Raw genomic sequence first — 24,907 nt, 5'->3', positions numbered from 1 at the left:
TTCTAGGCTTTCTTTGTAATTAGAAATGATCCCAAGAACAGACTGTCCAGGCCGCAAGCAAAAAAACTGGCCACGGCGTCCTGGGGAGAGTTGGCGATGGGTTCACGACTGAGATTAAAGCTGGTGTTGAGAACAACTCCGATGCCGCTCGCTTCCTTCAAACTCTCTAGCAGTCGTCGATAAATAGGATTCTCTACCTGGCCAACTGTTTGTATTCGTGCCGTTTGATCCACGTGGGTAATGGCCGGGAGTTTTGATTGACTCTCCGTCTTTACATCAAAAGTCACTGTCATGTAAGGAGACAAGACCCCTTCTCTGGTTCCAAGAGAAAAGTGTTGGCGACTGTCCTCTGCCAGCACGGAAGGGCAAAAGGGACGGAAGGACTCCCGAAACTTCACCTTGCGGTTCACCAAATCCTTCATCTCGGCTCGTCCCGGATCAGCTAAAATACTCCTCGCCCCCAGGGCGCGGGGACCAAATTCAGCGGGCCCTTGGTGCCAACCAATCACCTCACCTCTTAGAATTCGATCACTAGCCTCTTTGCCCACATCCGAAACCTCCAGGTACTTGAGGCCACACAGATCCAAATAGGCTTTAATCTCATCATCGGCAAAGCGACTTCCTAAAAAGGCATGATCCATTGGCTCGGGACAATCACCTAACTCAAGAGCACCTAGATAGGCTGCCCCCAGAGATACGCCCGCATCACCCGCCGCCGGCTGGACATAAAGGCCTTCGATGACATCCAACTCAGCCAACCTTTGATTCATTACGCAGTTGAGAGCCACGCCACCGGCAAGACAAAGATTCTTGAGGCCAGTTTTATTCTGAAGATTCTTAACCAGGCGAATCGCCTGTTCTTCTAACAGCTGCTGGGTTCCTGCCGCCACATTTTTGTAATGATCTGTGATCGGCTGTTCCTTGCGCCGGGCGGGCCCTAACCTTTCCTCAAGAACTGAGCCATAACAGGCTTGCTGCCTTGTGGGCTGGGGCGCGCCCGGCTCCACCTTTTTGAGAACATCGGTGTTAAGCTGGTAGAAGTCCTTTTCCCATTTCAGCAGCCAAGACAAATCGATCTGGCCCCGCTGTCCATAACTCGCCAGGCCCATCAGCTTGTACTCGTCCCGATCACGCACAAATCCACAGTACTGGGTCAAAGCCGTATAAAACATGCCCAGAGAGTTGGGACGCTCTTCCATACGCTCTACTGTCAGCTCGCCTTTTTTGCCGACAGCTAACAGAGTGGAGATTCCATCGCCCGAGCTGTCGAGGGTGAGAATCATGGAGTTTTCAAATCCAGACCCGTAATAGGCACTGGCTGCATGACAAAGATGATGGTGGTATCGACGAATGGGCGGTGCATGACCAAAGCGAAACTGAAAGTATCCCTTGAGGGTTTCCTCGTAGACCTCTCCCCAGGTCTCGCCGTGAGTAGCGACAAGATCGACATCCTGAATCGTCACTCCAGCAATTTTGAGAACCTCAAGAATTGACTGCTCGGGCAACTGTCCCGGTGAGTTTTTAATACGATTAAGGCGCTCTTCTTCAACAGCTGCAATGACCCGACCATCACGAACCAAGACAGCTGAGATGTCCTGATAACCCAGGCGAACACCACCGTTGATTCCTAGGATTAGCACTATTCAATTTCCTTTCGCTTCAACCAAGGAGGCCTATATCCCGCAATTAAAGTACTTATCGTAAACCGCCTGGGGAAAAAAGTTCAGCCAGGTCATGATCTGAATAGGAACCTTAAAGGCCTTAAGCTTTGCGTAGCAATTCGAGTGATCGGTAAAATGAGTGGCGGGTATCTTCATGTACTCGTCAAAGTCTTCCCGAGTGATACCTAATCTCTTGATGCACAGACGGATAATATTCGGGTCCTCAATCACGTACTTCTCTTTAACAGCCTTCAAAGCCTCATCCCGATCCATTTGTCCACTACGCACAAGTGCTGAATAACTGTTCAAACGCAAATCCACGTTGAATTTCACACGGTGGACGTGAACAATGAGGGCCCAATAGAGATCATCGTAGTAGTGTCCCCCTGGGTAGACCCAATCAAATTCGGATTTTAGAATTTCCTCAGCCTCTTTGCGCACGTAGGGAAAATAATAGAGAGGAGCCAATACCTTAATGCCTTTGACCACTGTGTAGTAGGCCATCTCTTTAAAGCCCAAATGGTAGCCGGCATCGTCCGGCTTCCAAGGCCTCATGGTACCCGAGCCAAATTTCTTCTGGACGGCTTTCAGATAGTCACCATTAAAATAGGCCCAAGAAATGGGTTTGATACCTTCTGTACGAAAAGACTGACCAAAGAGAATATTTTTGACCCCTTCTTTACAAGCTACGGAATAGATGGAGGCGCCAATGCCCACATCTGTTCCGGTATTCAACAAAGGGGTACTCGCCTTGAGTTCGGCGATCTTTAAATCCTTACACTCGCGAAAATCCGAAGTGATGGTGCGAAGATCCACACCCAAGCGGCGCACAGCCTTAAACATATTTTCGCCGCCAACGGGATTATCAAAGCCATCATTAAAGTGAACAGCTAAAGGCCTCAGCCCCCAGCGTTTGGCGGCCAAATAGAGCAAAAACATACTGTCCCGACCACCACTGATGCCCACGACACAGTCATACTTTTTGCCTTTTCCTTGGACGCGAATCTTCTCAAGTTTCTCCTCTAGAAGCTTAGCGCCCCTTTCGTCATTGGGAAAATCATGGGCCATTTTGTCGTGCAGGTGACAGAAGTTGCAGACTCCCTGATCATTAAAAGAAATTCCAGGAATAGTGGAGTCCTGAATACAGCGGCTACAGCGTTGGTAGACCAACTCCGTGGGAACACCACTGACAATGACAATTTGTTTTTCACCCTCTTTATAGGTTGGGAAAGCATAGGATTCAGAGGGAGAATTGGACTCAACCATCGGGGCAGTATCCTTTCGTCTTGAGCATCTCGCCAATCTCAGTTCCTTTTTCCCGACGTTGGGGAACTGCAAACTCTACCACTTCCAAGTGGCCAGCAAACTCATTAAAAGGACCTTGAGCCACAAGCCCCTTATTGTTGACCACCAGGGAACAGCCAACCATTTTTTTGCCCTCATAGGGACCACCGACGATGTAGCCCACGCTGGTGGTACTGGCGATAACTAAGTCATAGAGACCACTCAAGGTGGTAAACGGCTTTTTCCATTTGTCTCGATAGGGGTCGTCTTCTTCCGTAATGCCATGATCGACGGTCCAACTCGAAGGCGACAGAATCACCTGCGCCCCCATACGGGCCAGAGTGTGACCGATGGGAAGACCATCCAGGTAATTGTCCGCACAGATGTTGACGCCAATCTTACCAAACTCCGTGTCCACCACATGAAGTGACTGCCCCACCTGGTAGTAGGGGAACTCCACGGTCAACAAGTTGATCTTGTGATAGTGAATCAAAATTTCACCCTGCGGATTCACTAAAAGAGCTGTGTTGTAGTTGCCCGCCGGTGTTTTTTCTGTCAGCCCCACACAGACATACACTTGGTGAGTCTTTGCCCAAGTTTGTACAGTTTCACTATAGGGACCAGGAATGGGCTGGGCTTCGGTCAAGGCACTGGGATGGGTCCAGGCAAAATCAATAGTCTCGGGCAATAGCACGACCTGACAACCCTGAGACTTGGCCTCAACAATCAGCTTTTCCGCTCGCTCAAAGTTGCGCTCAGGCTCACCGCCTTCAACTAGAAGTTGAGCTAAGCCAATTTTTATGGACTTCCCTGTCGACACCGGTCTTCCCAATTTCCTTTTTGAGGGCCACCTATCTGCGCTGTAATTGAATTAAAACCAAGATTTCCGCTGGTGGCAACCCAAGGCCCATTTGAAAAAGACAAAAAAGAAGCGCCACTTAATGTGGCGCATCTAAACCCGGTAAACTGACTGATGACAACTCGGCTCTCAGGTCACTTGTTTTTCCCCTTACCCTTTCCAGGGGAGCCGTCGGGGAATTTTCCCTGGCCGCGAGAAGAGCTGGACGAAGAGTTACCCTTGGCCTTTCCATTGCCAGGATTTGCGCTGTCTCCAAAGACAGGGCCTTTCCCCTTCGCTTCTGCTGCTCCTTTAGCCTTTTCCTTTTCAATGAGAGAGTTCAACTTATCCCGTACGCGTTGAAAGTTGGCACTCGTCTTTTCTTTTGCTTTTTCAGTACCAGAGGTGGTCTTTTGACTCTTCACCACCAACTGGTCAAAGGCGGCAAGATCCTCTTCAGTGGCGAACACCACTCCATCAGCCCAACTGGACAGAGGGAAAATTAGGCTGAAGGCCACAAGTAGGATCCACATTTTATTTTTGTGTTCCATGGTCCTTAACCTTTCTCCACAGCCGCCAAGAATTCAATAGCAATTTGGCGGGAAGAAATCATGCGATTCTCTTGGTTAAAAAACTTCACCAAGATCTGCTTCTTACCATCTTCAGCCCCTTTGATCACAAAAGGAAGAAAAGGTTTGCCTGTCTCCTGATTCCACACCAGGCGGATCGAGCGCTGGGCAGACAGCTCTGGGTGATTCTTCGAATAAAATTCCACACCGGCAGGCAACACAATTTCAGCTTCCACATACTGTTGATCGGTGAGCTCGTTGAGTTCCACGCGCACAACATAGGGATTGTCCACCTGGGCCTCAAACTGAGTCGCTGGGGCCTGGAAGAGAATCCAAGCCAAACAAAGGGTGGCTCCCAGGCTGGTGAAAGACAGGGCCTGCCAAAACCAAAGGCGCTTCTTTTGACCTCTTGAACGGAGGGCAGCTACCACTCGGGTGCCCATATAAGGAGGCGGATCCAAGGGAGCCTGCCGGGCCCGTTCAAAAAGTTGGTGAAGGTCTTTTGGTCTATTGTGGTTCAAATTCAAAACTCCTGTTCACCCATTAAGACGAACCTGAGGCCTGTTTCGTTTCCAATTTCGTCTGCAAAATCTCAGAAAGAGACGCTCTCGCTCTATGTAGCCGAGATCTCACAGCATTTTCAGAGGCCCCCAAGATCTCCCCCGCCTCGGCATAGGAATACCCCTGAAGATCAATGAGCAATATGACCATTCTCTGCTCCTCATCCAGGGCCTCAAGTCCCTGGCGAAGGAGGATCAAATCGTCGGACTGGTGCTCGGACTCCCCCATTGAGGCTTCATTCCATTCCTCCATACTGTTGTCGATTTGGCCCTTTTGGGTTTTGACCGAATCCAAAAACAGGTTTTTAGCAATTCGGTAGGACCAGCTGGTGAAAGTCCGAGGGTCCTTGAGGTCCTTGAGGCTGGAGAAAATGCGAATATAGGTGTCTTGGGTGAGATCTTGAGCGGTCGATTGATTGTTGGTCAGGTAATAGAGAAATTTGTAGAGTTTGGTTTGGGTCTTTTCCACGATTTGACGGATGGCTTGCTCATCACCTTCTTGAGCCATAACAATCAATTCACAAAGATCCTGATCCTCGCCCGCCATTAATTCTCCGTTGTCCAACGACCTCCCAAGTATACAACAGTTTGATTGTAGTTCTTATTGATGGATGCGCTCTCACCCAAAGTCGAGACGTTATCGAGCCACTCCACCTCGACAAAAATCTGAAACTCATCCCCTAGGCGCCACTCGGCCCCAGACTTTAGTGAAAGCACCTGGTCTTCCCTCAGCTTGTTGTCGGGGAGCAAAAAGTTGGGGAAGGACTTTTCACCATAACTGACACTGCCAAAGCCTTCCCAAATTTCCCCACGCAAACCATAGGTCAAACTCAACTCCCACCGATGATGAGCCAAGGGAAGAGACCCGCCCAATCCGTCCTCGTAAGGATCAGCCTGGTAATCTTCTGCCAGGATTTGAAGCTTCAGACGACTACGACTCCAAATCCATGAGTAGGCCAGCCCGGCATTGACTGTGCCTCCATCCAAAAATGAAAAATCATTGTTTTGAGCCGTGGACTTAATCAGTTCGCCACTGGCAGAAATGATTTGGCCCACGCCTAAGGGCCTCACCCACTCCAAAACCAATCCACCATGGAGGAGCAAAGGCTTTCCCAAGAACAATTCCTGCTCCACTTTAGGAGTGACTCGCCAGCGGTGATTGTCCCCACCCGCATAGGCGAAAGGAAAATAAGCGCCAATGACCGAGGTCTCCTGATTGTCCAAATTGGTGTAATCGGTGTGCGTGGCCTTAATTCGGCCTGACAAATCCCAGTTGTCCCCTTCGCCCAAATACCCTTCAAGGCCCGTCTGGAGCTTAACTCCCTGACCCGACTCGCCATCGGTGTTGGAGTCATCGTTAAAGTAGTTGTCGTTATGAATCAATCCGGACTCAAGCCAAAAGCGGGTGATCTTGCCCCGATCCACTTGCCGCCAATCCTTTTCCATTTCCTGAATCTCGGCATTCGAAGAGGCCAAACGCATGGCCCGACGGTAATAGTACCGACCCTTCCTTTTACTTCCATCCCGCCACTCCAAAAGAGCCAAGGCTTTATAAACCTGAAGAGAAGGATTCAGTTCTGCACTGGCGCGCAAATGGTGGCGAGCCGCCCGATTAAGGCCTTTGCTCCATAAGGTCAGCCCTTTTTCGAGCAGAGACTGAGCCAGCAGAGTATGCTCCTCATCCAACTCCTTTTTTAGATTTTCAGGAAAGAGTCCCCGTTTGAGTTTTAGATAAAGACGGTAGGCCGGAGCCAGGCGGGCCGATTGGCGAAGACTCCGCACCTCGTAGAGACCCGCCACCGGAGAAAGAGGACTCTCCAAAGCCTGCACCTGCCGATAGGCAACCTGGGCCTCGCGATAATTTTGCATGACAAAATATAGGTTCCCTAGGTTGAACCAATAGAGCCCCTTCTCCGGATCTTTTTTGGTGGCCTGCTTCAGCCAATAGAGAGCCTTTTTGTTCTGCCCTTGTTTGAGCTCAGCCATGCCTCTTTCATAGTCAGACTGGCCCGTTGGATCTGTGCTGGCCTGAACGCCCATCGACCACAAGGGGATCAACAGGACAAGCAGCAATAGATAACGATGAAAGAACCACCCCAGCATACCAAGACCCCTATATCTATATATTTACTATGAAGCGCCAATAGCAACGGGTCAACTCAGGCTTCCCGGTTCCAGTTTTTTTGAAACGAAACTCCCTCACCTTTCGTCCTTATGACTGACAACTGGAAAACGGATTTTTGACCAGACAACTGAGGGGGGCCTATGGATAGGCTGGACAAGCAATCAAAGATTGCATTCGCCATCGCCACGTTCTTTATTCTCTTTGTATTTTTGATTTCCGAAGCCGAAGCCCGCGGGGGCAACGGAGCGCCAAACGGATCTCACTACAATCTCAACATCATTGGGGTTCCAAAAAGCAAATCAACGGACATGACGGGCAACAACGGACACCGGATTTTTATGCCCCTTGAGGGAAAATCCAAGATCTTGCTCGGTGAAGGTGACTTTAAGGTTCTCGATGCCAATGGCACTGACGGATCAGCCAAATTTCAGCTCCCCAATCCAGACCCGGAAAACGATGGCTACACAGTTTACTCGGTCTTTGCCCGCGCCCTGGGAAAACCAGGTGGCAAATCGACCACCACAACCTGCGCCATTGACCCTGTGACTCTCGAAGAGTGGTGCTCCACTGAAAATCTCATCATGATTCGCAGCAAAGGGAAATCCACTTTTAGCAACGTCTCTCGAGAGCTGCTCTATATGTACGTAGATTTAGATGGTGATGGAACAGTTGAGAGGCTGCCTCTCTTTGATGACCGCCTGCAAGACTACTACTGGAATTACGACAACCAGGGGCTTAAGCTCCTACAGCTGCGGTTTTATCCGGTTTCCACAAATGTGAATGATTAAATTTGAGAAAGTTATGACCCGATACCAAAATCCCAAGAAGTAGGACTCTACACAAGATATTCCTACCAAATAGTGCCAGACGGCCTGAAAGCAGGCAAAGGCCAACCTCCCCGGTTGGCCTTTTTTGATACGCGAATCTCCCGCAAAACGGCTAAGTACTAGACAAGAGCGATTTTTTTTCTGCCGGCGCGAAACGAATGCGGGCAGGGTCTCGTCCTATTGCTTGATGATGGGAGAAGGAAGGATGAAGCAACAGTTGGTACAAGCAGGCGTTCTGGCATTAACGGCCACCACGATCGTTGGACTGATCCTCGGTTGCCACCAAGAACACCTCGGATTGAGCAAGAGTCACTCGCACCATTTTGAGGGAACTGCCTATGAGTCAGCTCTCAAAATTGCGGCTCTTCCTCCGGAAATCCGCCGCCTATTTGCACCCCAACAGCTGATTTCTTCCACTCACCCATCAAGCTTGATCTCCGAATAAGTACCCAAATCCCTTTAGTCCCGAATCCACATCCATTATTTCCCTGGCCAGCCCACCCGGCTGGCTTTTTTTATTCCTGGCGTCACACCCCCTTTCAAAAGCTCACCGGTGCCATTTTGAATCAGCAGCAAATATTTTCAACTCGATCCACCCCATTGCTCCCCGTCGTGACGAAGCTTAAGGTGGCAAATTGAAAATAAGGAGGACCTACCAAATGAAGAAAGAATTGCTACTTGCGAGCCTCGTCCTGTCAGGCTCAGCCACTTTGATGAACATCAGCCCCCAACAGGCCTTGGCCAGTGGAGACTCGCAGATCTTGAGCGAGGCCGAGCTGGTGAAAAAGAGCTTTAAATCCACCACCACGACCAAGTCGTGGGTCGGCTACGAAAAAGACGGCGAATGGGTCAGCGAAGAGCGCCAGGTCAACTGGATCATTGATTTTGTACCAGCCAATCAAGAAGACTACGTTTTCTACACCCGCGACTACAAAATCATTCCCTTTCAAATGGAATATCAGGCACAGATTTTTCAAAGCTTTGAGGTCGATGGCAAGAGCTACAAACTTCCCATGGATCGCTTCTTTTATGTCAATCAATATGGCTCCGACCTTCAGGTTTACGACTGTGACAGCACAGCCTCTTGTGTGGCTGGTCAGTTTATGCCTGCCAACCTGCTCACCGTTGATAAAGGGGTACAGATCTTGGTTCGCGACAAGGACAGAGACTTCCTGTTTAACGACAACATTCTGTTTGTTGAGCAGACTGGCCTGTAGAACCTATGTCCCAAGTACACTCTGATCGCATTGAAAACTCTGAGGAGATTCTGCAACTGCTGGAATCTCCTCTATCGACTGTGAGCCAGCCTCGGAATCTTGCTTTGGCTTATCGGCTGGAAGAACGGCGACAGATTCAGGACTTGGGACAGCTTAACACCCAATTGCTCCACCAATTGCGCCTGCGCAGTTCCAACACCATTCACGATTCAAAGGCCCTGAGTCATTGGGCACGCACCAATCAGTGGATGCTTGAGCACTTCACCGGCACTGGGGATATCACTCTAGACTTTATCAGAGAAATCAACGGCCGATTGAGTGGGCTGGACGAGCCCGCCGAGTGCCGTCGCCAGGCCTGCTACACGGCCAATCAGGAGTATTTAGCCTGGGAAGAGGTTGAACCAGCTCTCGATCGTCTCTTAATGCGCATCGGATCTTGCCACAACGCCTTGGAGTCAGCATTTCTTCTCACAGAGGGTCTACTCACCATTCACCCTTTTGCCGATGCCAATGGACGGACCTCGCGACTGATGGGAGATTTTGTTCTTCTAAAAGCTGGGTACCTGCCTCAGGTCTACTTGAGCCCAATTGTCAGCCACATGGCTCTCACCATCAATGGGCCAAGGCGAAACCGCAGTCATTCATATGAGAAATTCCTAAAGGGCGTGACCCGCACCTATGACCTTTGCCTGCCTCAGTCAGAAGCTCGCCGTTCTTTTTGCGAATAAAGATCTCGTTGGCAAACACAAGAATCTTTACCACAAACTACTGCCTCACTGGGTAGCCGCCATCCAGAGGTGAGATTACCAAGGCGCCCCCCCTCCCTGCATGTCGCGCGCCAAATATCTCCATCGGTGGTGACGTGGATGTTATCGATACCAGCTGAGCAATGCCAACCCTTCAATCTGTGGTAACCATTGGCGACTATTTCACGCACTCGGTAGGTAAGGTCGTTCTCATCTATTAACCACTTGCGCGTTTCAATAACCTCAGGGCTTAATGAGTAATCTTTTTGATAGTAACCAGATCGAGTGCGAAAGACCTCCCATTCTTCCTGTGAGTAAGGATAAAACTCTTCGCCAAAATTTTTACGCACCGGTTTTAGAATCACCATCACCCGAGGAAAACGAGAAACCCAACTCTGCGCCAATTCAGCCGCCCACTGGACCTGGTTGGGTAGAGCCAAAATATAAACGACAAAACTCTTAACTTGCGTGATGCCTTCAATGACCTGGGTGAAGTGATCCTGAGAGGCAAACTCGGTGTGATAGCTGAGTCCGATCTGGTTAAATCGCGAAGCCATGGCCACCCACCACTCAGGCTTACGCGAACCGTTAGAAGTGAGGTCGACGAGGATCTCTCTTTGTTTGCAGTCGTCCAAAAAGGCACCCAGTTGAGCCCACAAGGTCGGCTCCCCACCCACTAGTTCTATCGCCAACTTCTTTTGGGATTTGCGCTGGAATTCAACCGCCAACTCAAGAAATCTGGAATAGTCCTGGGGAAAGGCTTGGTCTCCACCGTGCAACTCAGGTACACAGTAACTGCAGCTGTAATTGCATTTGTTCCCCAGTTCCCAACCCATGGTCACATACTGATCCTGAGGAGAAGGGACACGGAGGCTGGTAAATGGGTGTTGTTTTTTTTGGCTCATTTGCACCGTCTCTGGGTCCAGCCCTGCTAAGATAAAAAGTTAACTTGACCTCGACATTCGGGCAAGGGACCGGCGCATCAATCTTAAGGTTCCTTTAAATCTCACTTCACCGCTAGGACCCTAGCCGCCTTTTTCTTGTCTCCCCTGGACTCAGCCACCATAATTTTGAGGGTTGGACGGGATCGGTGACCCGTCCGCGAGCAAGGAATCAAGGAGAGCGTAATGGAGCAAAAGAGACTATTCGTAGGTAACCTTCCCTTTGGCATTTCCGAGGAGGAACTAACCACTCACTTTAACGGTGCCGGCACGGTCAAAAGCACCCGAATCATCAAGGACCGGGAGACCGGTCGATCCAAGGGGTTTGGTTTCGTTGAAATGGACAACCAGGAGGAGGCCACCTCAGCTATTGAACAACTCGATGGCAGTCAGCTAGGCGGGCGTCCTATTCGAGTCAGTATTGCTCAAGAAAAAGAGGGGGGCGGCGGAGGCCGACGCCCACGTCGAAACTGAGTTTCCCTATTTGTTGTGATGAAAGTGACCAAAAAGGCGCCTAACCAGGCGCCTTTTTTATTGCTCCTCATGCCGCCATGCGTGAGCGTCAATTTGCGGCTCTCCATGAATTTTCTACCTTAAATGCCTGCATCTTCTGCCTTTTCCCGGCTTTTGGTCCTGGCACTCCACTTGCCTCTCCCCTGGTCATGTACTGGGTTTGAACAGGCGGAGCTCTGACGGCCCCCCTGTTGAAATGGATTAACAATACAACCACGGAGTTGGACATGGGGTTCATTCAAAGCATTTCCACCGCCTTTGCCTCTGGCGGGATCTGGATGTGGACAATCTTTTTCGTACAGATTGTTTCAATCGCCATCATCATCGAGCGGGTTTTTCAGTTATACGTCATTCGCTCACTCGGCCAGGGTCGACTGGTCAAACAATTCGAAATGGACATTAAAAAAGGAGATCTGGAGCGAGTCATGGTGAAAGCCAAATCCTTGTCTCTGAGAAACCCTGTTGGTTCTGTCATTCAAGCCGGTGCTCAGGCAGCCCTTGATATGGGTGGCCGGGAGGAAATCCAGTCCCGCATGGACGAAGTTCTTCTTGCTGAAAACTCGCGCATGGAGAAGCGAACGGGCCTACTGGCCATGCTCGGAAATGCCGGAACACTTTTGGGACTCTTGGGAACCATCGTTGGACTCATTCAGTCTTTTTCAAGTGTCGCCAATGTCAATCCAGTGGAAAAAGCCACTTTGCTCACCCAAGGTATTGCTCTGGCGATGAACACCACCGCTTATGGTTTGATCATGGCCATCCCAGCGTTGATTGCCTTCGGAGTTCTGCAAAACCGCGCCAACCAACTTTCAGATGATCTGAACCAAGGCGCCCTCAGAGCCTTTAACTGGCTAAGCTTTAGCTATGAGTCTGTTCCCAAACGCACTCGTCGGATGAAGACCACCTAACCGAAGCGAAAGCTTCACTTCCAGGACGGAGGCAATAAAAATGAGTCAGAGCCGAGAAGCCAACTTTGAGATTAATCTTCTTCCGGTAATTTCCCTATTAGCCGTTTGTATCAGTTTTTTATTGGTCACGGCTGTGTGGATTCACATCGGAACAATGGATGTGTCCCAAGCTGTTGGTCCGCAGACTGAGGATTCAAAAGTGAATCCTCCTTCCCTGCAAATCCGCATGGATGGTCGTGGCCGCATGATTCTAACCATAAAAGATGCCCCCAACTGGCGCGGAAACAAACAATTCGCCATCGGCAATGCCGCAGGCGACGTGGACTGGGCCGCGTTTGATCAGGCAGTGAGCGCGGTACAAAGTCAGCTGCCCGAACTGAAAACTGTTCTTATTTTTCCTTCAGCCGAGTTCCGCTACCGGGATCTAATTAAGATGATGGATGGGATGAAAAAGAAAGGACTCCCCGATATTGGGATCAGTCCTCTTTAGAAGCAATGGTCCGCCTTGGAGTTGAGAAATGAAATTTGGTGCTCTCAAAACTGAAATGATGAACTCACCGATCGAGAATCAGGCTGTGGTTCGCCCCAAAAAGGGTATGTTCCGCCGCAGCTTGGTCGCCTCTCTCGTTCTGACCTCTCTGGTGGATGCCTTCTCAATTTTGGTTATCTATCTTTTGGTCAACACCAGCGCCGCCACTGAGGCTCTTGATATCAATAAAGAAATGAAGTTACCCCTGGCCTCTGAGAGCGAAGTGCTCCAGGCGGGCCTGGTAGTTAAAATCGAAAATAACCGCTACTTTTTGAACGAACAAGAAGTGGGCATTGGCACCCTGGGTGACGCCCTGGAAAAAGCCCAGCAGGAACTTGAAGCCCAGGGCGATGAGCGATCAGGAAAAGTGATAATTCAGGGAGACGAAAACCTCACTTATGATTCCCTCAATCCTGTGATTACCGCCTGTGCGCAAACGCAAATTAAAAAAATCAAATTTGCTGTCTTCCCGGAGGAAAAGGGCTCATGATTCGCCTCATTCTCCCCCTCCTTCTTCTTGCCGTTACAAGTGCCAGCCAGGCCGCCAAAAAAATGGACCTGGAAACGCACGACCTTGTGATTGGTAAACTTGAGGCCGTGGTGGGGAATCTTCAGGAGTCTGACAGCCAAAAACTTCCTGTCCTGCTTCGCCTGGGTGACCTCTACGCAGATCGCGCGCGCATGAGGGCCATGGCCGAAGTGGAGAAGAACTGCAACGATCCTTGTCTAGGAAGTAAAGCTGATAGACTCAGAGCTCTTGAACTCTATGACAGATCTTTCCGCTTTAGTGACCAAAATCAGCAAGGACGCCTGCTCCTTCAGATGTCCCATCTGCACCAGTCGGTCGGACAGGGGCGACAGGCAGCAGTTCTGCTCAACCGCATCATCAGTGCCGGCCCTAGCCGTTATGGGCGCCAGACCTTGGGAATGGCCTACAATGCATTGGGTGAAATGGAGTACCGGGCTGGGAAGTTCAAACAGTCAAAATACTACTTTAGCCGCGCCTTCCAAGAAAAGACCTTACCGCGTAGAGGCTTTGTCCTTTACCGACTGGCATGGTCTCATCTCAACTTAGGCGAACATCGAGCGGCCACCAGGCAAATGATTCAGCTTCTGCGTTCCCGTGAGCTCCTGGATTTGGGAGAGGGCGCTACACCAGCAGGACGCAACTCCTTTCATGAGGACGTCTCTCGCGACTTTGCTACCTTTCTCGCGCGTCGCCCGATCGGAGCCACTCAGGTTCAACAATTGCTGGAGTTGAGTCCAGCCAGTACTCGACGGGCTAATCTATTTTATTTGGCCACAGAATCAGAACGCCTTGGGCAAAAGTCCTCGGCCATTTTGGTTTGGTCTCATTACATGGCGTCCGGTCAATTGTCAGAACTAGAACCCTTGGAAATCCAAATTCGTCTGGCCCAGCTCCACTTTGATGTGGGCCAAAAGACCAAGGCTGTTGGCGAATACCAAAAGGCGACAAACCTATGGAGACAAAAAGGTTGTCATAAAGAGGATGAATGCAACGAGCTGCGCATTCGATTGCGCAACTTCGTCACGACCTGGAACCGGCTTGAAAAGAAGAATCCCTCTCCACAACTGCTGCTCGCCTATCAATACTACGGCGAGGTGTTTCCCAACGATGTGGAGATGCACTTTTGGACAGGGCAAATTGCTCAACGCAAATCTCAGTGGGATTCGGCCACCAAAGCTTTCCATCGCGCCGCCGAGCTTGCCGAAGCGGATATTAGATCCGAAAAAAGTCATTTACAAAAACCTGCACTTGAAAAACTCCGGGAAGGAAGTCTTCTTGGCGAGGTGGAATCCGCTGAGGCGACCAAAGATGCCAAAAAGAAACTGGCTGCCTACGGCCACTATCTGGCTCTCCTCCCCTCCGGAAACAAGGCCCTCGATATTCGCTATCAGATTGCCCACGTCCATTACGAGCAGGGGCAACATCAAGTTGCGGCCGAAGAGTTTCGCCAACTGGCCAAACAGGCCAAGACCTCCAACCAACAGTTGGGTGAAAAGTCTGCAGACCTGGCCTTGGATTCTCTAGTATTGAGCAAAAATGAGTTGGAACTTGAGAAGTGGGCTCTTGATCTCGCTGGGGACTATCCGAACCGCCGCATTGAGTATTTGCGCATCGCCCGTAAGGCCTCCATCAATCAGGCTGTTGTTGTTATCAATGACAAAAATGCATCAAAAACCGACCAAGCCAAGGCACTTAACAAGCTGGCCCACACCAATTTGGCCGGAGCCAGTGATCGTGAGAAGATTGCCTTTTACAAGAACCAGATGAATCTGGCCGTAAGCACCCGCAACCTGGAGAAGGTGCGCTCATCGGCCCAAAACCTTTTGGCCATCAAATCGCTTTCATCTCGTGATCGGGATGAAGCTCTCAAAAACTTGATTTGGGTGGCTGAGCTGCAAATGGATTTCACGACGGCCTACAATCTCACTCGCAATGAACTCACACCTAGCAGGCGACAAAGAGATCGTACTTCATTACTTAGATTGGCAATGTTGGCGGAATTGTCGGGTCGTGACCCTTCACCTTATTACCTTCAATATATTGAGAAGACACGGTCCGTCCGGCAAGCGAATCAGGTGCGTATGCAGATGATTCGGCGTAGCCGCTGGCCCTGGCCGCAAATCGACAAACATCTTCCCCACCTGCGCAGGACTCCGGATTTATTGGCGCAGATTGGCTTGGAAACCTTCGGTCGTTTTACAAACTACACAAGAGCCAGCAAGATTCTTTCCATCCCAGGCACTAAGAATTCGGCAGCTGGCAAGGTCCTTAACCGCCAACTGACTTACCGGGAGCTGGACAAAAAGGTCTACGCTCTCACCCGCCACCGTCTTGACCGTCGCAATGACCGACGTCTGCAAAGGTCCATCCGCGATCGCATGAGTCGCCTGGCAGATATGGAGAATATGGCTGCCGACTCGATTCGCGGGCGGGACTGGACACTGCAGGTTCTCAGCCTCAATGTTCTCGCTCAGGAGAATCGCCGTTTTCACCGAGAGCTGATTTCTCTCCCTGCGCCAAAGGGCTTAAACAAAAAAGAGAAAAAACAGTATCAAAGTATATTAAACCAACAAGCGGCACCCTACGACCGCCTCTCTCGTGATTACGTCGCCAAAGTGAAAGAGCTTTGGGGGCAGACCGCGGTGATCACCAAGTTGGAAAAGGATTTGTACCAGGGTCGGGCAGAGCTGCGAAAGCTGGTGCAACAAGAGATGGCACGACTATCAGGTGCAGCACCCTCATCGGGTCAGGTCGTTCGCTTAAAAAAATTAGCTCGTGCACGTGTCGAATCACCTAGCGGTCGCCGGGTACAACAAGTGAAATCCGCACTTCAACGTGACCCCTTCAACCGCAGTCTTCTGGAGGAATTGAAGGACATGGAAGAAAAGCGCGGATCTGAATCTATGGTGGTCTTTATCGACTCTCGTTTGGAGCAGATGAAACAGGAGAATAAAAGGTGAAGAAGGTCGTTTCGCTGTTGATATTTTGGAGTTTTTCCCTCGCGGGAAGTTGGGTGATGGCCAAGGACAAAGCATCTCGCCGCACCCCTCCCCCTGGACAGGAGTCGCGTCTCCGCACCGATGTGGTGTTTGAAGGCTCTACTGTTCATGGCCGCTACAATTATGCTGATGAGGCCATTGCGACCGTTGAAAACGAAAAAATGCTGAACCGCCTGCTTGGGGTTCGCACTGACTTTAAAGATCGAATGAAAAATGCCACGGGTCAGAGATGACCTGGGCCGATTGAGGTGGTGACCATGGGAGAGCGACAACTCATTTTAGAAAACCAATTGGGACAGGTGATCCGCACCTTCCGCTGGAAGGCCAACAGCCTGGTATTGGTTCACCGGTTCGACACCGGCCGGGTGGAGGCCCTGACTGATACCAAAGAACTGGAAGACAGAGGAATCGATTTCGAGGTTCTCGTTGATACCTCTCCTGGCCAACTTGAGTCCCATCCCATTCAGTTGACCAACGGCGGGCGTTTGCGCTGGACTCAATCCATTAGCCAAGTTTCACCTTCGATCACCATTGCTGAGGAGAATCAGGAGCAATACAAAACAATTCTCAAATGGACCGCTATCGGGCAGTCTGCATTCTTGGCGCTGATTTTGATTTTGGGTTGGGCCGTGCTTCCCCTGTTTCAGGAAGACGAAGTCGTGGTCACCATTAAACCTCAAGAGGAGATTCGCAAGCCCTTACCTCCGGCTGCTCGCCAGGTCGTTCAACCAACCCAAGAGAAAATCAAAAAGCGCCGAGTGGTGAAAAACCGTAAAGTTGTGAACCGCAAGGTCAAGCCCGTCAAAGCCACAAAATACGCTAAAAAATCAAAGGCCAAGCCAACCAAAAACGCCAACCTCCGACGTTCTGTCAATGTACGTAAGATGGGGGCTCTAGGTGCCTTGGGTGGAACTCCCAATGGACTAAAAGGATCTCGTGGACTCAACCTTAGGGCTGCCGGCAAAGGCAGTGGCGCCGGACTCTCTGGTGCCGGTGGTTCAGGGGGCCTCTATAAACAGGTGGCCACCAATGGTTTGATCTCCGGGCCTGTTGGTAACGGGAAGGGCGCCGGCGCCGGGGGCTATGGCACTCGCGGCAAGGGAGGTGGCCGATCTGGATATGGCAAAATGTCCATGGCAGGATCTTCGAATGGTTTTTCCCAACCTCTTTATGAAGAGGCACTGATCGAAGGCGGACTGGATCGTGACCAAATTGCAGCGGTGATCAATCGTCACTTGGGTCAAGTCATCTACTGTTACGAGAAGGGTCTGCAAAAGGAACCCGACCTCAGAGGTCGCATCTCTGTCAAGTTTGTCATTGGTGGCAACGGTCGCGTGCAAAGAGCGGGTTTGGCCAACAGCAGTCTTCAGGACGCCAAGGTCGAGGGCTGTATCCTTTCGAAATTACGAAACTGGAAATTTCCTCAACCCGTGGGTCGGGTGGACGTCAAAGTCACTTACCCCTTTGTGTTGAAACGTTTGAGTCAAGGATGAAACAAGGAGTGATCATATGTGTCGCTTAGGAATTATATTTACCGTACTTCTGACCATGGGTCTGGTGGCCTGTAACGGACATGATCCCTCCCGCCGCAATAGTGACCCCCTAAAAGAGTATCCGGATTTGAAGACCTATATTCCTCCAGCAGAGGTTCCTGCACAGGTGACTCCCCAGGAGCAGCCTCGAACCCAGGTGTTTAAATCTCAGCTTTTCGACGTGCGCTTGGATCAGGAATCCACCACTTCAATGGTTCTGCACTTTGTAGCCGGGGAAAGAACTCGCCACGTAATTAAGGTAAGGACCTTTGTGGATGGAGTTAAGGCCTCGTTGAAAACTGAAGGGCTGCCCAATGGGGCTCACTTCACTGAAGCTCCGGACCAGCCGGGAACCTGGATTCTGGAATGGGCTCCGCCGTTTGACTTGGTGGGACCGCGGATGTCGACTTGGGAAGGCCAATTTCAGATTGAATATGTGATTGCCGCAGGAACACCCGCGCCGCAGGCCGAATTGTTTAAGGGTGAGGAAAAGAAAATGAACGTGGCGGTGCTTGTAGCACGCAGCTCACGCCAGCCCATTCTCACCGTCAATCTCCCTAAGGGCCCCTTCCCGGAGACCCAACCTGTCCTCTTCACTGTGGATGTGATGGACCCGGTCGGTGGCACCAAGCAAGCACCAGATGTGTTCATCACTTGGGAGCCCGAGAATCAGACAGCAGAGAAAAAGCTCTTTCCCGGGCATCAAGGCGTGGTTCGCGATCCCAACAAACTAAAACCAGTCGCTCAACAGGATGGAAGCTGGCGGTTTTTCTATGTCTATAAACCCTGGATCGTGGCTGAAGAAGCCCGTAGGGCTGGTCACAAAGATAAGGTTCACGCGGAGTTTTTGGTCATCGCCAATAGCTCTGTCTCAGACCACAGCTCGACCAGTCCCACCCAGGAAGTTGAAATTCAAATGACTCAAGGAAGTGCCCAATGACAACACTTAGGATTTTAATTGGACTTTGCCTTTTGGTGCCTGCTCTCTACTCTCAGGCAGGTGATCTGCAAAAGGACCTGGAAAGCTTGGGCGGCAACAAGGATATCCTTCGTCGAGCCCGTGCATTGGACCCTAAAAATCGTCTGCGGGTGGTGCAAAATCGCCTGGTGGATCGCAACCTGCGCCTTGAAGTCGCTGCCCACTACGGCTCTATGGCTGGTGGCGACCCCTATTTGAACACGGACAACATCGGGGCGCAGCTGGAATTTCACATCAATCCCAGATGGTCGCTGGGCGCTCGCTATTACTCCTACTCCAATAGTTTGAGCACCGAAGGTGAACGCCGGGCCGAATCCGCCCGCGCGGGAAAAGAACCCTTCTTTGATTCAGATTCTGCCATTCGCGCCTACATGGGCGTTGTGACTTGGTACCCAATTTATGGAAAGTTGAACTTCTTTGATTGGGCTGTTGCTCAGTTTGACATTTACGCCTTAGCCGGAGCCGGTCAGGTGGAATTGGAATCTGGCCCCAGCGATACTTATACATTCGGCGCCGGAATCGGTATTTGGCTGAGCCAACATATCTCCACCCGCTTTGAGGTTCGCTATCAGGGTTACGAAGATAGAGTGTACGACGATCAGCGCAAGCTGGATTTGACTGTCGTCTCTGCTGGCATTGGATTTTTGCTCTAAGGAAAAGATTTTTATGAAGAAGACAGTTCTTCAAATTGGAATTCTCACCACCATCATCACGGTGATTGTTGTCCTCGGTGAGGACGTCTGGGCAAGAAACCGCGAAGCGGTGATTCAGAGCCGCCTTCTGGCACAGGAGGCAGACTGGACCAACCGCCCCATTCGCCATTTTCGCAACGGCACGGAATTCCAAAAGTTTGTTCGTCGCATTCCCATCCGCAAGGGAAAGATGTCGGACAACGACATATGGGACCGCTGGCAGGCAGCCCTGTGGGGATCGGTGTTTGACAACACACGCTTGTCCATTCGCATTCTCGATTGGCTGGATGACCAGGTGCAGACTGTGGTGGATCAAGATCAAATTGATCTGGCTAAGGCCCGTGCCTATTTCCAGCAACCGGACCTGAATAAAACTGTCGAACACTACAAAAAAATTCCCAGTGAAAGTGATTACTGGCTTGAGGCACAGGAGGAATTGGCCTGGACCTACCTGCGCTTGAATCAACACAATAAAACCATTTCAGCATTGGCGACGGTGGCTTCTCCAGTGTTTTCCAACATTATTCCAGCTGAACCTTATTTTTTGAAGACCCTGACTCATTTACAAATCTGTGACTACCCCCAGGTGTTTAAGACCACCAAGCTGTTTAAAGAAAATTTCAACAAACGGATCCCGTCTCTCCAGCAGTTGGCCAGCCAGGGAACAACAGTAGATGCAGAGAAAGCGGTCGATCAGTTGGCAGCAGCCCCATTCCGATTGACATCGGTTGGACTCCAGGCTCCTCACCTTCCCACCTTGTTTTGGCGGGATCAGTTTTTCCAAAGGCATATTCTCAACTGGCGACAAAGCAAAAGTCCGACCTTTCGCGCCCGGGCAGTGAGGCGCCTTCAGGAATTAGCCCAGAGAGACCTCAAAGAGATCTCAGCCATGGTGCAAAAGATGCATATTGTAGAGGCCGAAGCCATTCAGCGCCTGCATATGGACGTCCACCTGACAGACACACATGTTCAGCAGGAAAACAAAAAAGACAATAAAGACCAGCTGTACTTCCCCTACACCAGTGAAGTGTGGCTGGATGAGTTGGACAGTTACCAGGCCAAAGTCAAAGACTGTCCGACCTTGCGAAAGGCATCGCTATGAAACGGAATTCATTAAACCGCTCTAAGATCACCCTGAGGGGCTTGAGGCATTTACTTGCTCTAGGGATAACGACTCTTTCTTTGGCTTGTCAAACCCAGGCGCCTCCGCTCGTGGCCCCTCCTGAGCCTCCCCCTCCTCCTGAGGTCTACGTGGAAAACCAGGCCGTGGCCGAGCCAACCAACAATTCCTTTGAACCTAAACTGGACATACTTTTTGTCATTGATGATTCCCAGTCCATGGCTCCTCACCAACAGAGGCTCGCGGCTAACATCAACCGCTTCGTGGAATCCTTTAGTGTGGAAGGCTTTATTGATTTCCATATTGGAGTGATTCCGATTTGGGACTCGGTTCGCTATGGAAGCATGGTGAAGGAGCTCAGTTCCTCCGGGCAGCGGAACTATGATCCCATCGGTGAGCTCAAACCATTAAAAGCACCCGAGGGACAGGAAAATCTCGTGCAGGGAATTGTGCCCCGCTACTTGAGTCGAGATACATTTGAAGATCGCAATGACTTTCTCAACGTGTTGAAGGAAACCTTGCTCATCGGTTATCGGCCTTACTGCTGTACCAAAACCCAAATCCGAGAGATCGAAGCTGCCGCAAAGAAGGCGGGCACTGAACCGAAGATTGAATACTCCGGACCTGAATACGAAGAACTGTTCAGCCCGGTGGTTGCTGCCCTTGGTGCTCCCGAGAGGCTGCAGGGCCCTAACCAGGGATTCTTTCGCCCGGGTTCCCAACTGGTCCTGGTTTTCATGACTGATGCGGACGATGCCTCTCCGACCATCTCGGTGGATTGGTTTCACGATTATTTACTTGGCCTGACTCGTGACCGCTCCGGAGAAAAGCTATCCACCTATGGTATTCTTCACCCCACCAGCTACCCAACTAGTAAGGCTTGCCCAAAAGATCCAGCCAAGACCGCAGCCAAGCTGGAGGACTTTTTGGCTAAAACCAAAGGTAGAGTCTTTAATATCTGCTCCCAGAACTATGGCGATGAATTGGCAAAGATGGGTCAGGAGATTCGCAAAAAGACTTTGGAAAGGTTCACCATCTACCTGGATCGAATTCCTGAAGAGGGAACTCTCCTGGTCAAGTACGGAAATGTGCTTCTTAAAGAGGGTGAAAACCCCGGGTGGACGAAAAACTCGGCGCAAAAGAAGATCATCGTTCATGGTTTGGACCTTCTCCCTCATCAACCGGGGGCCAAGATTGACGTCCAATTTACCAATGTGGACCCCACCCGCCCCGACCGCAGTGCAAGAATTGGTGGCTGACAAACACTGAAAAGATTCTGTGGTCCTGACTCCCTTACAGCTTAAGACGGCAGAAGATTCTCCAATCAGAGAGAATTCCTGCCGTCCCTGCCCCACTTCGTGGGATGACGCTCCTAAGAGACCAATTGGGTTTATTCCCATATCAATCGAGGAGTCATTTCATGAAAAAGCTTATTCTTTCCGCTATTGCCCTGGCTTTCTCTGCCACTGCTATGGCTAGTGTCGAAACCACCATTCTCACCTGTGTGCAAAAGGACGGCCGTCCAGGTGCACCCACCTACTCGATCACCAATGTTCCCGGTCAACCCGGTGTTCCGAACAGTGATTTGTGGATGATTAAGAAATCACCGATCAATCCCACTGTTCAGCCTGAAGTGGTGACCGTAGCGCCCGATACTTTTATGAATTATGGAACATCCATGATCTTCACCGTCGACAACGGTCGCTCTGGCTATGCCCACTTTTACGCTGACTTTGAAACTGGCAAGGCATTGATCGACATTAATCTGTTCTTGAAAATGACCACCAATGGTCCGATCACTGACTACACTTGCATGAGTGGCTTTCAGCAGTAAGATCATCTCAATACATTGAGACAAATGACCCCTGTCGGATACCCGATGGGGGTTTGTTTTTTTGTCCCAATCGTGCCTAAAATTTCGGCTTTTTGAACATTCGGAGACTTGTTTTCCCCGGTTGTTTGATTCATGTGTGACAAACGTGAGCTTTCTGTCAGGAAGTACGAATTTTTTTTAAACATCCCTCCACATTTGCTAAGTACTTTTTCCATTAATAACGACCAATACATGGGGGGATCTCATGAAACACGGATTGCTATGCGCGTTAGTCGCAGCATTCGGACTGAGCGGGTGCGCGACGAGCGGCATTCCATTGCTCGGCCTGGATGATGAGGGCGACTACTACAACTATTTCGTTGAAGACGAGGAATTCAGCGGACACCTATCCACCACCCTCGACACTGTGAATGACTCTTTTATGGAGTCGGTTCGTCTGACCAACGGCGAAGGAACCTGGCACATGCGGACCGTAGCGGTCAGTCTGGGCTTTGTTCTCGAAGCCGGATTGGGACCAGTGATCAAAGGGGGAATGACACCAAAGTTCGGTGTGGTTTTCTCAAACTCCAAAAAGCCAGTAATACCCTAAGCGGTCTGGCAGAGAGAGGATGTTGGTATGAAACTCAAAAAATCAATATTACCCCTATTGATGGTTTTTGCCCTTCCCACTTGGGCGGCAAACTCCACCGATGGCAAAGAAGTTAAGATTCCTTCCCACTGGCATATTCTGCCCGAAGACCGGGCTGATGTGGCGCAACCCATGCGCAACTTTTGGGAAGATGAAGAAGAAGTCAAAGACGATACCGAAAAAGTAGAAAAGCTGGTGTCGCGTATTTACAAAGCTCATGGAGAAGCCATTGAAAAGAGCAATCTGAGTCTGGCAAACATTGAAGAAGACAGTGACAAGAAACCCAAAGACTGGGTGCCCTGGCGAATGGTCGTCATGCGCGCAGGACTTGGAGTTTCCCTATCCGGAACTATTGGTGTGTTGGCCTTTAAAGGCAACCCCAGTGCTGTCGTGGTATGGGGAAAACGGGACAAGAGCCCGGCGGCTGAACCTGCTGCGGCTGAAGCAGCGGAAGATGGCGCCGTCCTAATGAATGCCGAGTGGTCGGAAGAGCGCTTGATGAAAGAAGTGGAGCCCACCATTCAGGCTGTCATTGCTTCAGGTCGGGTGGAAAACGAAACCCTTTTCCGCAAGAGCTTCAAGCAAACAGTGCGTGATCTTCATGGGCTGGTTCAATCCGTTCCTATGAGCGATCACGGTGTGTGGGTGCCCAGCAAGTTCCGCTTTGACCTGGGTATCGAAGCCAGCGGATCGGTTTCTTTTATTGCCTCCCTCGGTGGCGCCCTTCAAGTGCGTCTTGAGTGGCTAAGACCAAAGGGACAAACCCGTCCGCCAGATCCTGCACCCATGGTCACTATGAGCAACGCGGTTCAGCCTATGTCTAAAGGTTTGGGTGAATTGGTTCGCGTCTTGTCTTCTGACCTTCAGGCGATGAGCGAAGCCGAGTCGGCGAACTCTCAGTTTAAGGCCAAATCCTTGCGCATTGGTATTGGCTTTTCTGCTAAGGGCGACATTGGCGTGGTCAAGGCGGGAATCAAGACTGTCGGTCACATCTATTTTGATCGTCAGGAACGCCCCAGCCCCATGGCAATGGCGGCAACCGGATACGCGCCCGGACGATTACTGATGATTGAACACAATCCACCTCAGCGGCATTTGGATTTTGCCCGCAGCCGTGGATTCAATGTTCTCTCACACAGCGTGACCGCTGGAGGAGCTGAAGCCGTATACGATGTCAACCGGGACAACTTCCGCAAAGGCCTGGCGAAAGCAATTGAAATGTCCAAGATCTTTACCAAGCCGGGTGAAGAGGCCGAGGCTAAGGACAAAGAGTGGGCCGTTCAGGCGGTTAAAGTGGGCTTCGGTATGTCGGTTGGTGGTGACATTGGCGTCGTCAATGTGGGAAGCACCATCAGTGCCACGGTTAAATTTGTGAACACCAAGTTCTAAGAGAGGGGATCAACAATGAAAAAACTGATTTGTGCTGCAATATTTTTGGCTGCCCTCTCGGCACGGGCAGAAAGCAATCCACAGATGGTGGAGTTCTTCAAAAGTGAAATCACCAAGGTGAATTCCGCTGTGGTGGCTCTACCCGAAGATCACCACGACAGGGAGAATCCAGGATGGCCCCTGCGCCACTTTATGCTGCAGATTCAGGCCAAATTTGGAATTGAAGTCCCTTGGGTGGCTAAGTTCCTTATCGTTCCTGAAGTGGAATTGGTTTGGGTCAAGGACATGAAGTAGGCCCCTTGTTTCACAGAGAAACAACAAAAAGCCAGGTGCCGAGCACCTGGCTTTTTTCTTTGCAGTGTACCAATCTCTCCATCAATTGTTAGCTCTCTGACATGCCTTTGAGAAACTGACACCTGACTCGATTTTACAGCAAAACAAATGGTTCTGAGCCCCATTGAGACTGAATGATATTTGCAGTCTTTAG

General features: G+C 50.6%; 27 protein-coding genes. 19 read left to right on the top strand and 8 right to left on the bottom strand.

Features of this window, described 5'->3' with window-relative positions; genetic code table 11:
- Positions 1-2: 2 nt before the first annotated feature.
- The 7 genes from H6624_02065 to H6624_02035 all read right to left on the bottom strand — a co-directional run bounded on the left by H6624_02065 (position 3) and on the right by H6624_02035 (position 7,015).
- Entirely contained in the window at positions 3-1,640 is a 1,638-nt protein-coding gene (locus tag H6624_02065; GenBank protein MCB9083095.1) for a carbamoyl transferase, read from the bottom strand.
- 33 nt (positions 1,641-1,673) lie between these two features.
- Entirely contained in the window at positions 1,674-2,927 is a 1,254-nt protein-coding gene (locus H6624_02060; protein MCB9083094.1) for an N-acetyl sugar amidotransferase, read from the bottom strand.
- Complete coding sequence (locus tag H6624_02055; GenBank protein MCB9083093.1) at positions 2,920-3,765, bottom strand: carbon-nitrogen hydrolase family protein; 846 nt, start codon at positions 3,763-3,765, stop codon at positions 2,920-2,922. Before H6624_02055 ends, H6624_02060 begins: the two co-directional genes overlap by 8 nt.
- 173 nt (positions 3,766-3,938) lie before the next feature.
- Positions 3,939-4,334, bottom strand: a complete 396-nt coding sequence (locus tag H6624_02050; GenBank protein ID MCB9083092.1) for a hypothetical protein — start codon at positions 4,332-4,334, stop codon at positions 3,939-3,941.
- Positions 4,335-4,339: 5 nt separating this feature from the next.
- A complete protein-coding gene (locus H6624_02045; protein ID MCB9083091.1) occupies positions 4,340-4,873 on the bottom strand; it encodes a hypothetical protein in 534 nt (177 codons plus the stop codon).
- A gap of 22 nt (positions 4,874-4,895) precedes the next feature.
- Positions 4,896-5,459 carry an RNA polymerase sigma factor gene (locus tag H6624_02040; protein MCB9083090.1) on the bottom strand — a complete coding sequence of 188 codons (564 nt, stop codon included), beginning with the start codon at positions 5,457-5,459 and terminating at the stop codon, positions 4,896-4,898.
- Positions 5,459-7,015 carry a tetratricopeptide repeat protein gene (locus H6624_02035; GenBank protein MCB9083089.1) on the bottom strand — a complete coding sequence of 519 codons (1,557 nt, stop codon included), beginning with the start codon at positions 7,013-7,015 and terminating at the stop codon, positions 5,459-5,461. Before H6624_02035 ends, H6624_02040 begins: the two co-directional genes overlap by 1 nt.
- Positions 7,016-7,177: 162 nt before the next feature.
- Here H6624_02035 and H6624_02030 point away from each other — a divergent pair, with 162 nt between their 5' ends.
- The 4 genes from H6624_02030 to H6624_02015 all read left to right on the top strand — a co-directional run bounded on the left by H6624_02030 (position 7,178) and on the right by H6624_02015 (position 9,809).
- Positions 7,178-7,825, top strand: coding sequence for a hypothetical protein (locus tag H6624_02030; protein MCB9083088.1), 648 nt, complete (start codon positions 7,178-7,180; stop codon positions 7,823-7,825).
- A 244-nt stretch (positions 7,826-8,069) separates the two neighbouring features.
- Positions 8,070-8,309, top strand: a complete 240-nt coding sequence (locus H6624_02025) for a hypothetical protein (protein ID MCB9083087.1) — start codon at positions 8,070-8,072, stop codon at positions 8,307-8,309.
- Between the two features lie 214 nt (positions 8,310-8,523).
- On the top strand, positions 8,524-9,081 hold the full coding sequence (locus tag H6624_02020; protein ID MCB9083086.1) for a hypothetical protein: 558 nt from the start codon (positions 8,524-8,526) through the stop codon (positions 9,079-9,081).
- Positions 9,082-9,086: 5 nt separating this feature from the next.
- Complete coding sequence (locus H6624_02015; protein ID MCB9083085.1) at positions 9,087-9,809, top strand: Fic family protein; 723 nt, start codon at positions 9,087-9,089, stop codon at positions 9,807-9,809.
- Here H6624_02015 and H6624_02010 read toward each other — a convergent pair.
- Positions 9,776-10,732, bottom strand: coding sequence for a hypothetical protein (locus tag H6624_02010; protein ID MCB9083084.1), 957 nt, complete (start codon positions 10,730-10,732; stop codon positions 9,776-9,778). The genes H6624_02015 and H6624_02010 overlap by 34 nt on opposite strands.
- 222 nt (positions 10,733-10,954) lie before the next feature.
- Here H6624_02010 and H6624_02005 point away from each other — a divergent pair, with 222 nt between their 5' ends.
- The 15 genes from H6624_02005 (at position 10,955) to H6624_01935 (ending at position 24,714) form a co-directional block, all read left to right on the top strand.
- The gene (locus H6624_02005) at positions 10,955-11,242 is read left to right on the top strand and encodes an RNA-binding protein (GenBank protein MCB9083083.1); all 288 of its coding nucleotides are present in this window, start codon (positions 10,955-10,957) and stop codon (positions 11,240-11,242) included.
- A gap of 359 nt (positions 11,243-11,601) precedes the next feature.
- Positions 11,602-12,189, top strand: a complete 588-nt coding sequence (locus H6624_02000) for a MotA/TolQ/ExbB proton channel family protein (GenBank protein MCB9083082.1) — start codon at positions 11,602-11,604, stop codon at positions 12,187-12,189.
- 40 nt (positions 12,190-12,229) lie between these two features.
- Positions 12,230-12,679 (top strand): biopolymer transporter ExbD, encoded by a 450-nt coding sequence (locus H6624_01995; protein ID MCB9083081.1) that lies wholly within the window; start codon positions 12,230-12,232, stop codon positions 12,677-12,679.
- Between the two features lie 28 nt (positions 12,680-12,707).
- Positions 12,708-13,208: a biopolymer transporter ExbD gene (locus tag H6624_01990; protein MCB9083080.1), complete on the top strand. Its 501-nt coding sequence runs from the start codon at positions 12,708-12,710 to the stop codon at positions 13,206-13,208.
- A complete protein-coding gene (locus H6624_01985; protein MCB9083079.1) occupies positions 13,205-16,207 on the top strand; it encodes a hypothetical protein in 3,003 nt (1,000 codons plus the stop codon). The genes H6624_01990 and H6624_01985 overlap by 4 nt, the downstream gene beginning before the upstream one ends.
- A complete protein-coding gene (locus tag H6624_01980) occupies positions 16,204-16,479 on the top strand; it encodes a hypothetical protein (protein ID MCB9083078.1) in 276 nt (91 codons plus the stop codon). Before H6624_01985 ends, H6624_01980 begins: the two co-directional genes overlap by 4 nt.
- Before the next feature lie 24 nt (positions 16,480-16,503).
- Complete coding sequence (locus tag H6624_01975; protein MCB9083077.1) at positions 16,504-17,739, top strand: AgmX/PglI C-terminal domain-containing protein; 1,236 nt, start codon at positions 16,504-16,506, stop codon at positions 17,737-17,739.
- A gap of 16 nt (positions 17,740-17,755) precedes the next feature.
- The gene (locus tag H6624_01970) at positions 17,756-18,718 is read left to right on the top strand and encodes a hypothetical protein (GenBank protein MCB9083076.1); all 963 of its coding nucleotides are present in this window, start codon (positions 17,756-17,758) and stop codon (positions 18,716-18,718) included.
- Positions 18,715-19,410, top strand: coding sequence for an outer membrane beta-barrel domain-containing protein (locus H6624_01965; protein ID MCB9083075.1), 696 nt, complete (start codon positions 18,715-18,717; stop codon positions 19,408-19,410). The genes H6624_01970 and H6624_01965 overlap by 4 nt, the downstream gene beginning before the upstream one ends.
- 13 nt (positions 19,411-19,423) lie before the next feature.
- Positions 19,424-20,551 carry a hypothetical protein gene (locus tag H6624_01960; protein ID MCB9083074.1) on the top strand — a complete coding sequence of 376 codons (1,128 nt, stop codon included), beginning with the start codon at positions 19,424-19,426 and terminating at the stop codon, positions 20,549-20,551.
- A complete protein-coding gene (locus H6624_01955; protein ID MCB9083073.1) occupies positions 20,548-21,828 on the top strand; it encodes a hypothetical protein in 1,281 nt (426 codons plus the stop codon). Before H6624_01960 ends, H6624_01955 begins: the two co-directional genes overlap by 4 nt.
- Before the next feature lie 161 nt (positions 21,829-21,989).
- A complete protein-coding gene (locus H6624_01950; protein ID MCB9083072.1) occupies positions 21,990-22,403 on the top strand; it encodes a hypothetical protein in 414 nt (137 codons plus the stop codon).
- A 244-nt stretch (positions 22,404-22,647) separates the two neighbouring features.
- Positions 22,648-22,992: a hypothetical protein gene (locus H6624_01945; protein MCB9083071.1), complete on the top strand. Its 345-nt coding sequence runs from the start codon at positions 22,648-22,650 to the stop codon at positions 22,990-22,992.
- Between the two features lie 27 nt (positions 22,993-23,019).
- Positions 23,020-24,420, top strand: a complete 1,401-nt coding sequence (locus H6624_01940) for a hypothetical protein (GenBank protein ID MCB9083070.1) — start codon at positions 23,020-23,022, stop codon at positions 24,418-24,420.
- 15 nt (positions 24,421-24,435) lie between these two features.
- Complete coding sequence (locus tag H6624_01935; protein MCB9083069.1) at positions 24,436-24,714, top strand: hypothetical protein; 279 nt, start codon at positions 24,436-24,438, stop codon at positions 24,712-24,714.
- Positions 24,715-24,907: the final 193 nt, after the last annotated feature.

The organism is Pseudobdellovibrionaceae bacterium (assembly GCA_020635075.1).
In the GTDB taxonomy this organism is placed as follows: Bacteria; Bdellovibrionota; Bdellovibrionia; order Bdellovibrionales; family UBA1609; genus JADZEO01.
The sequence above is the reverse complement of the archived record's forward strand: the minus strand, read 5'-3'. Positions and strand labels throughout refer to the sequence as shown.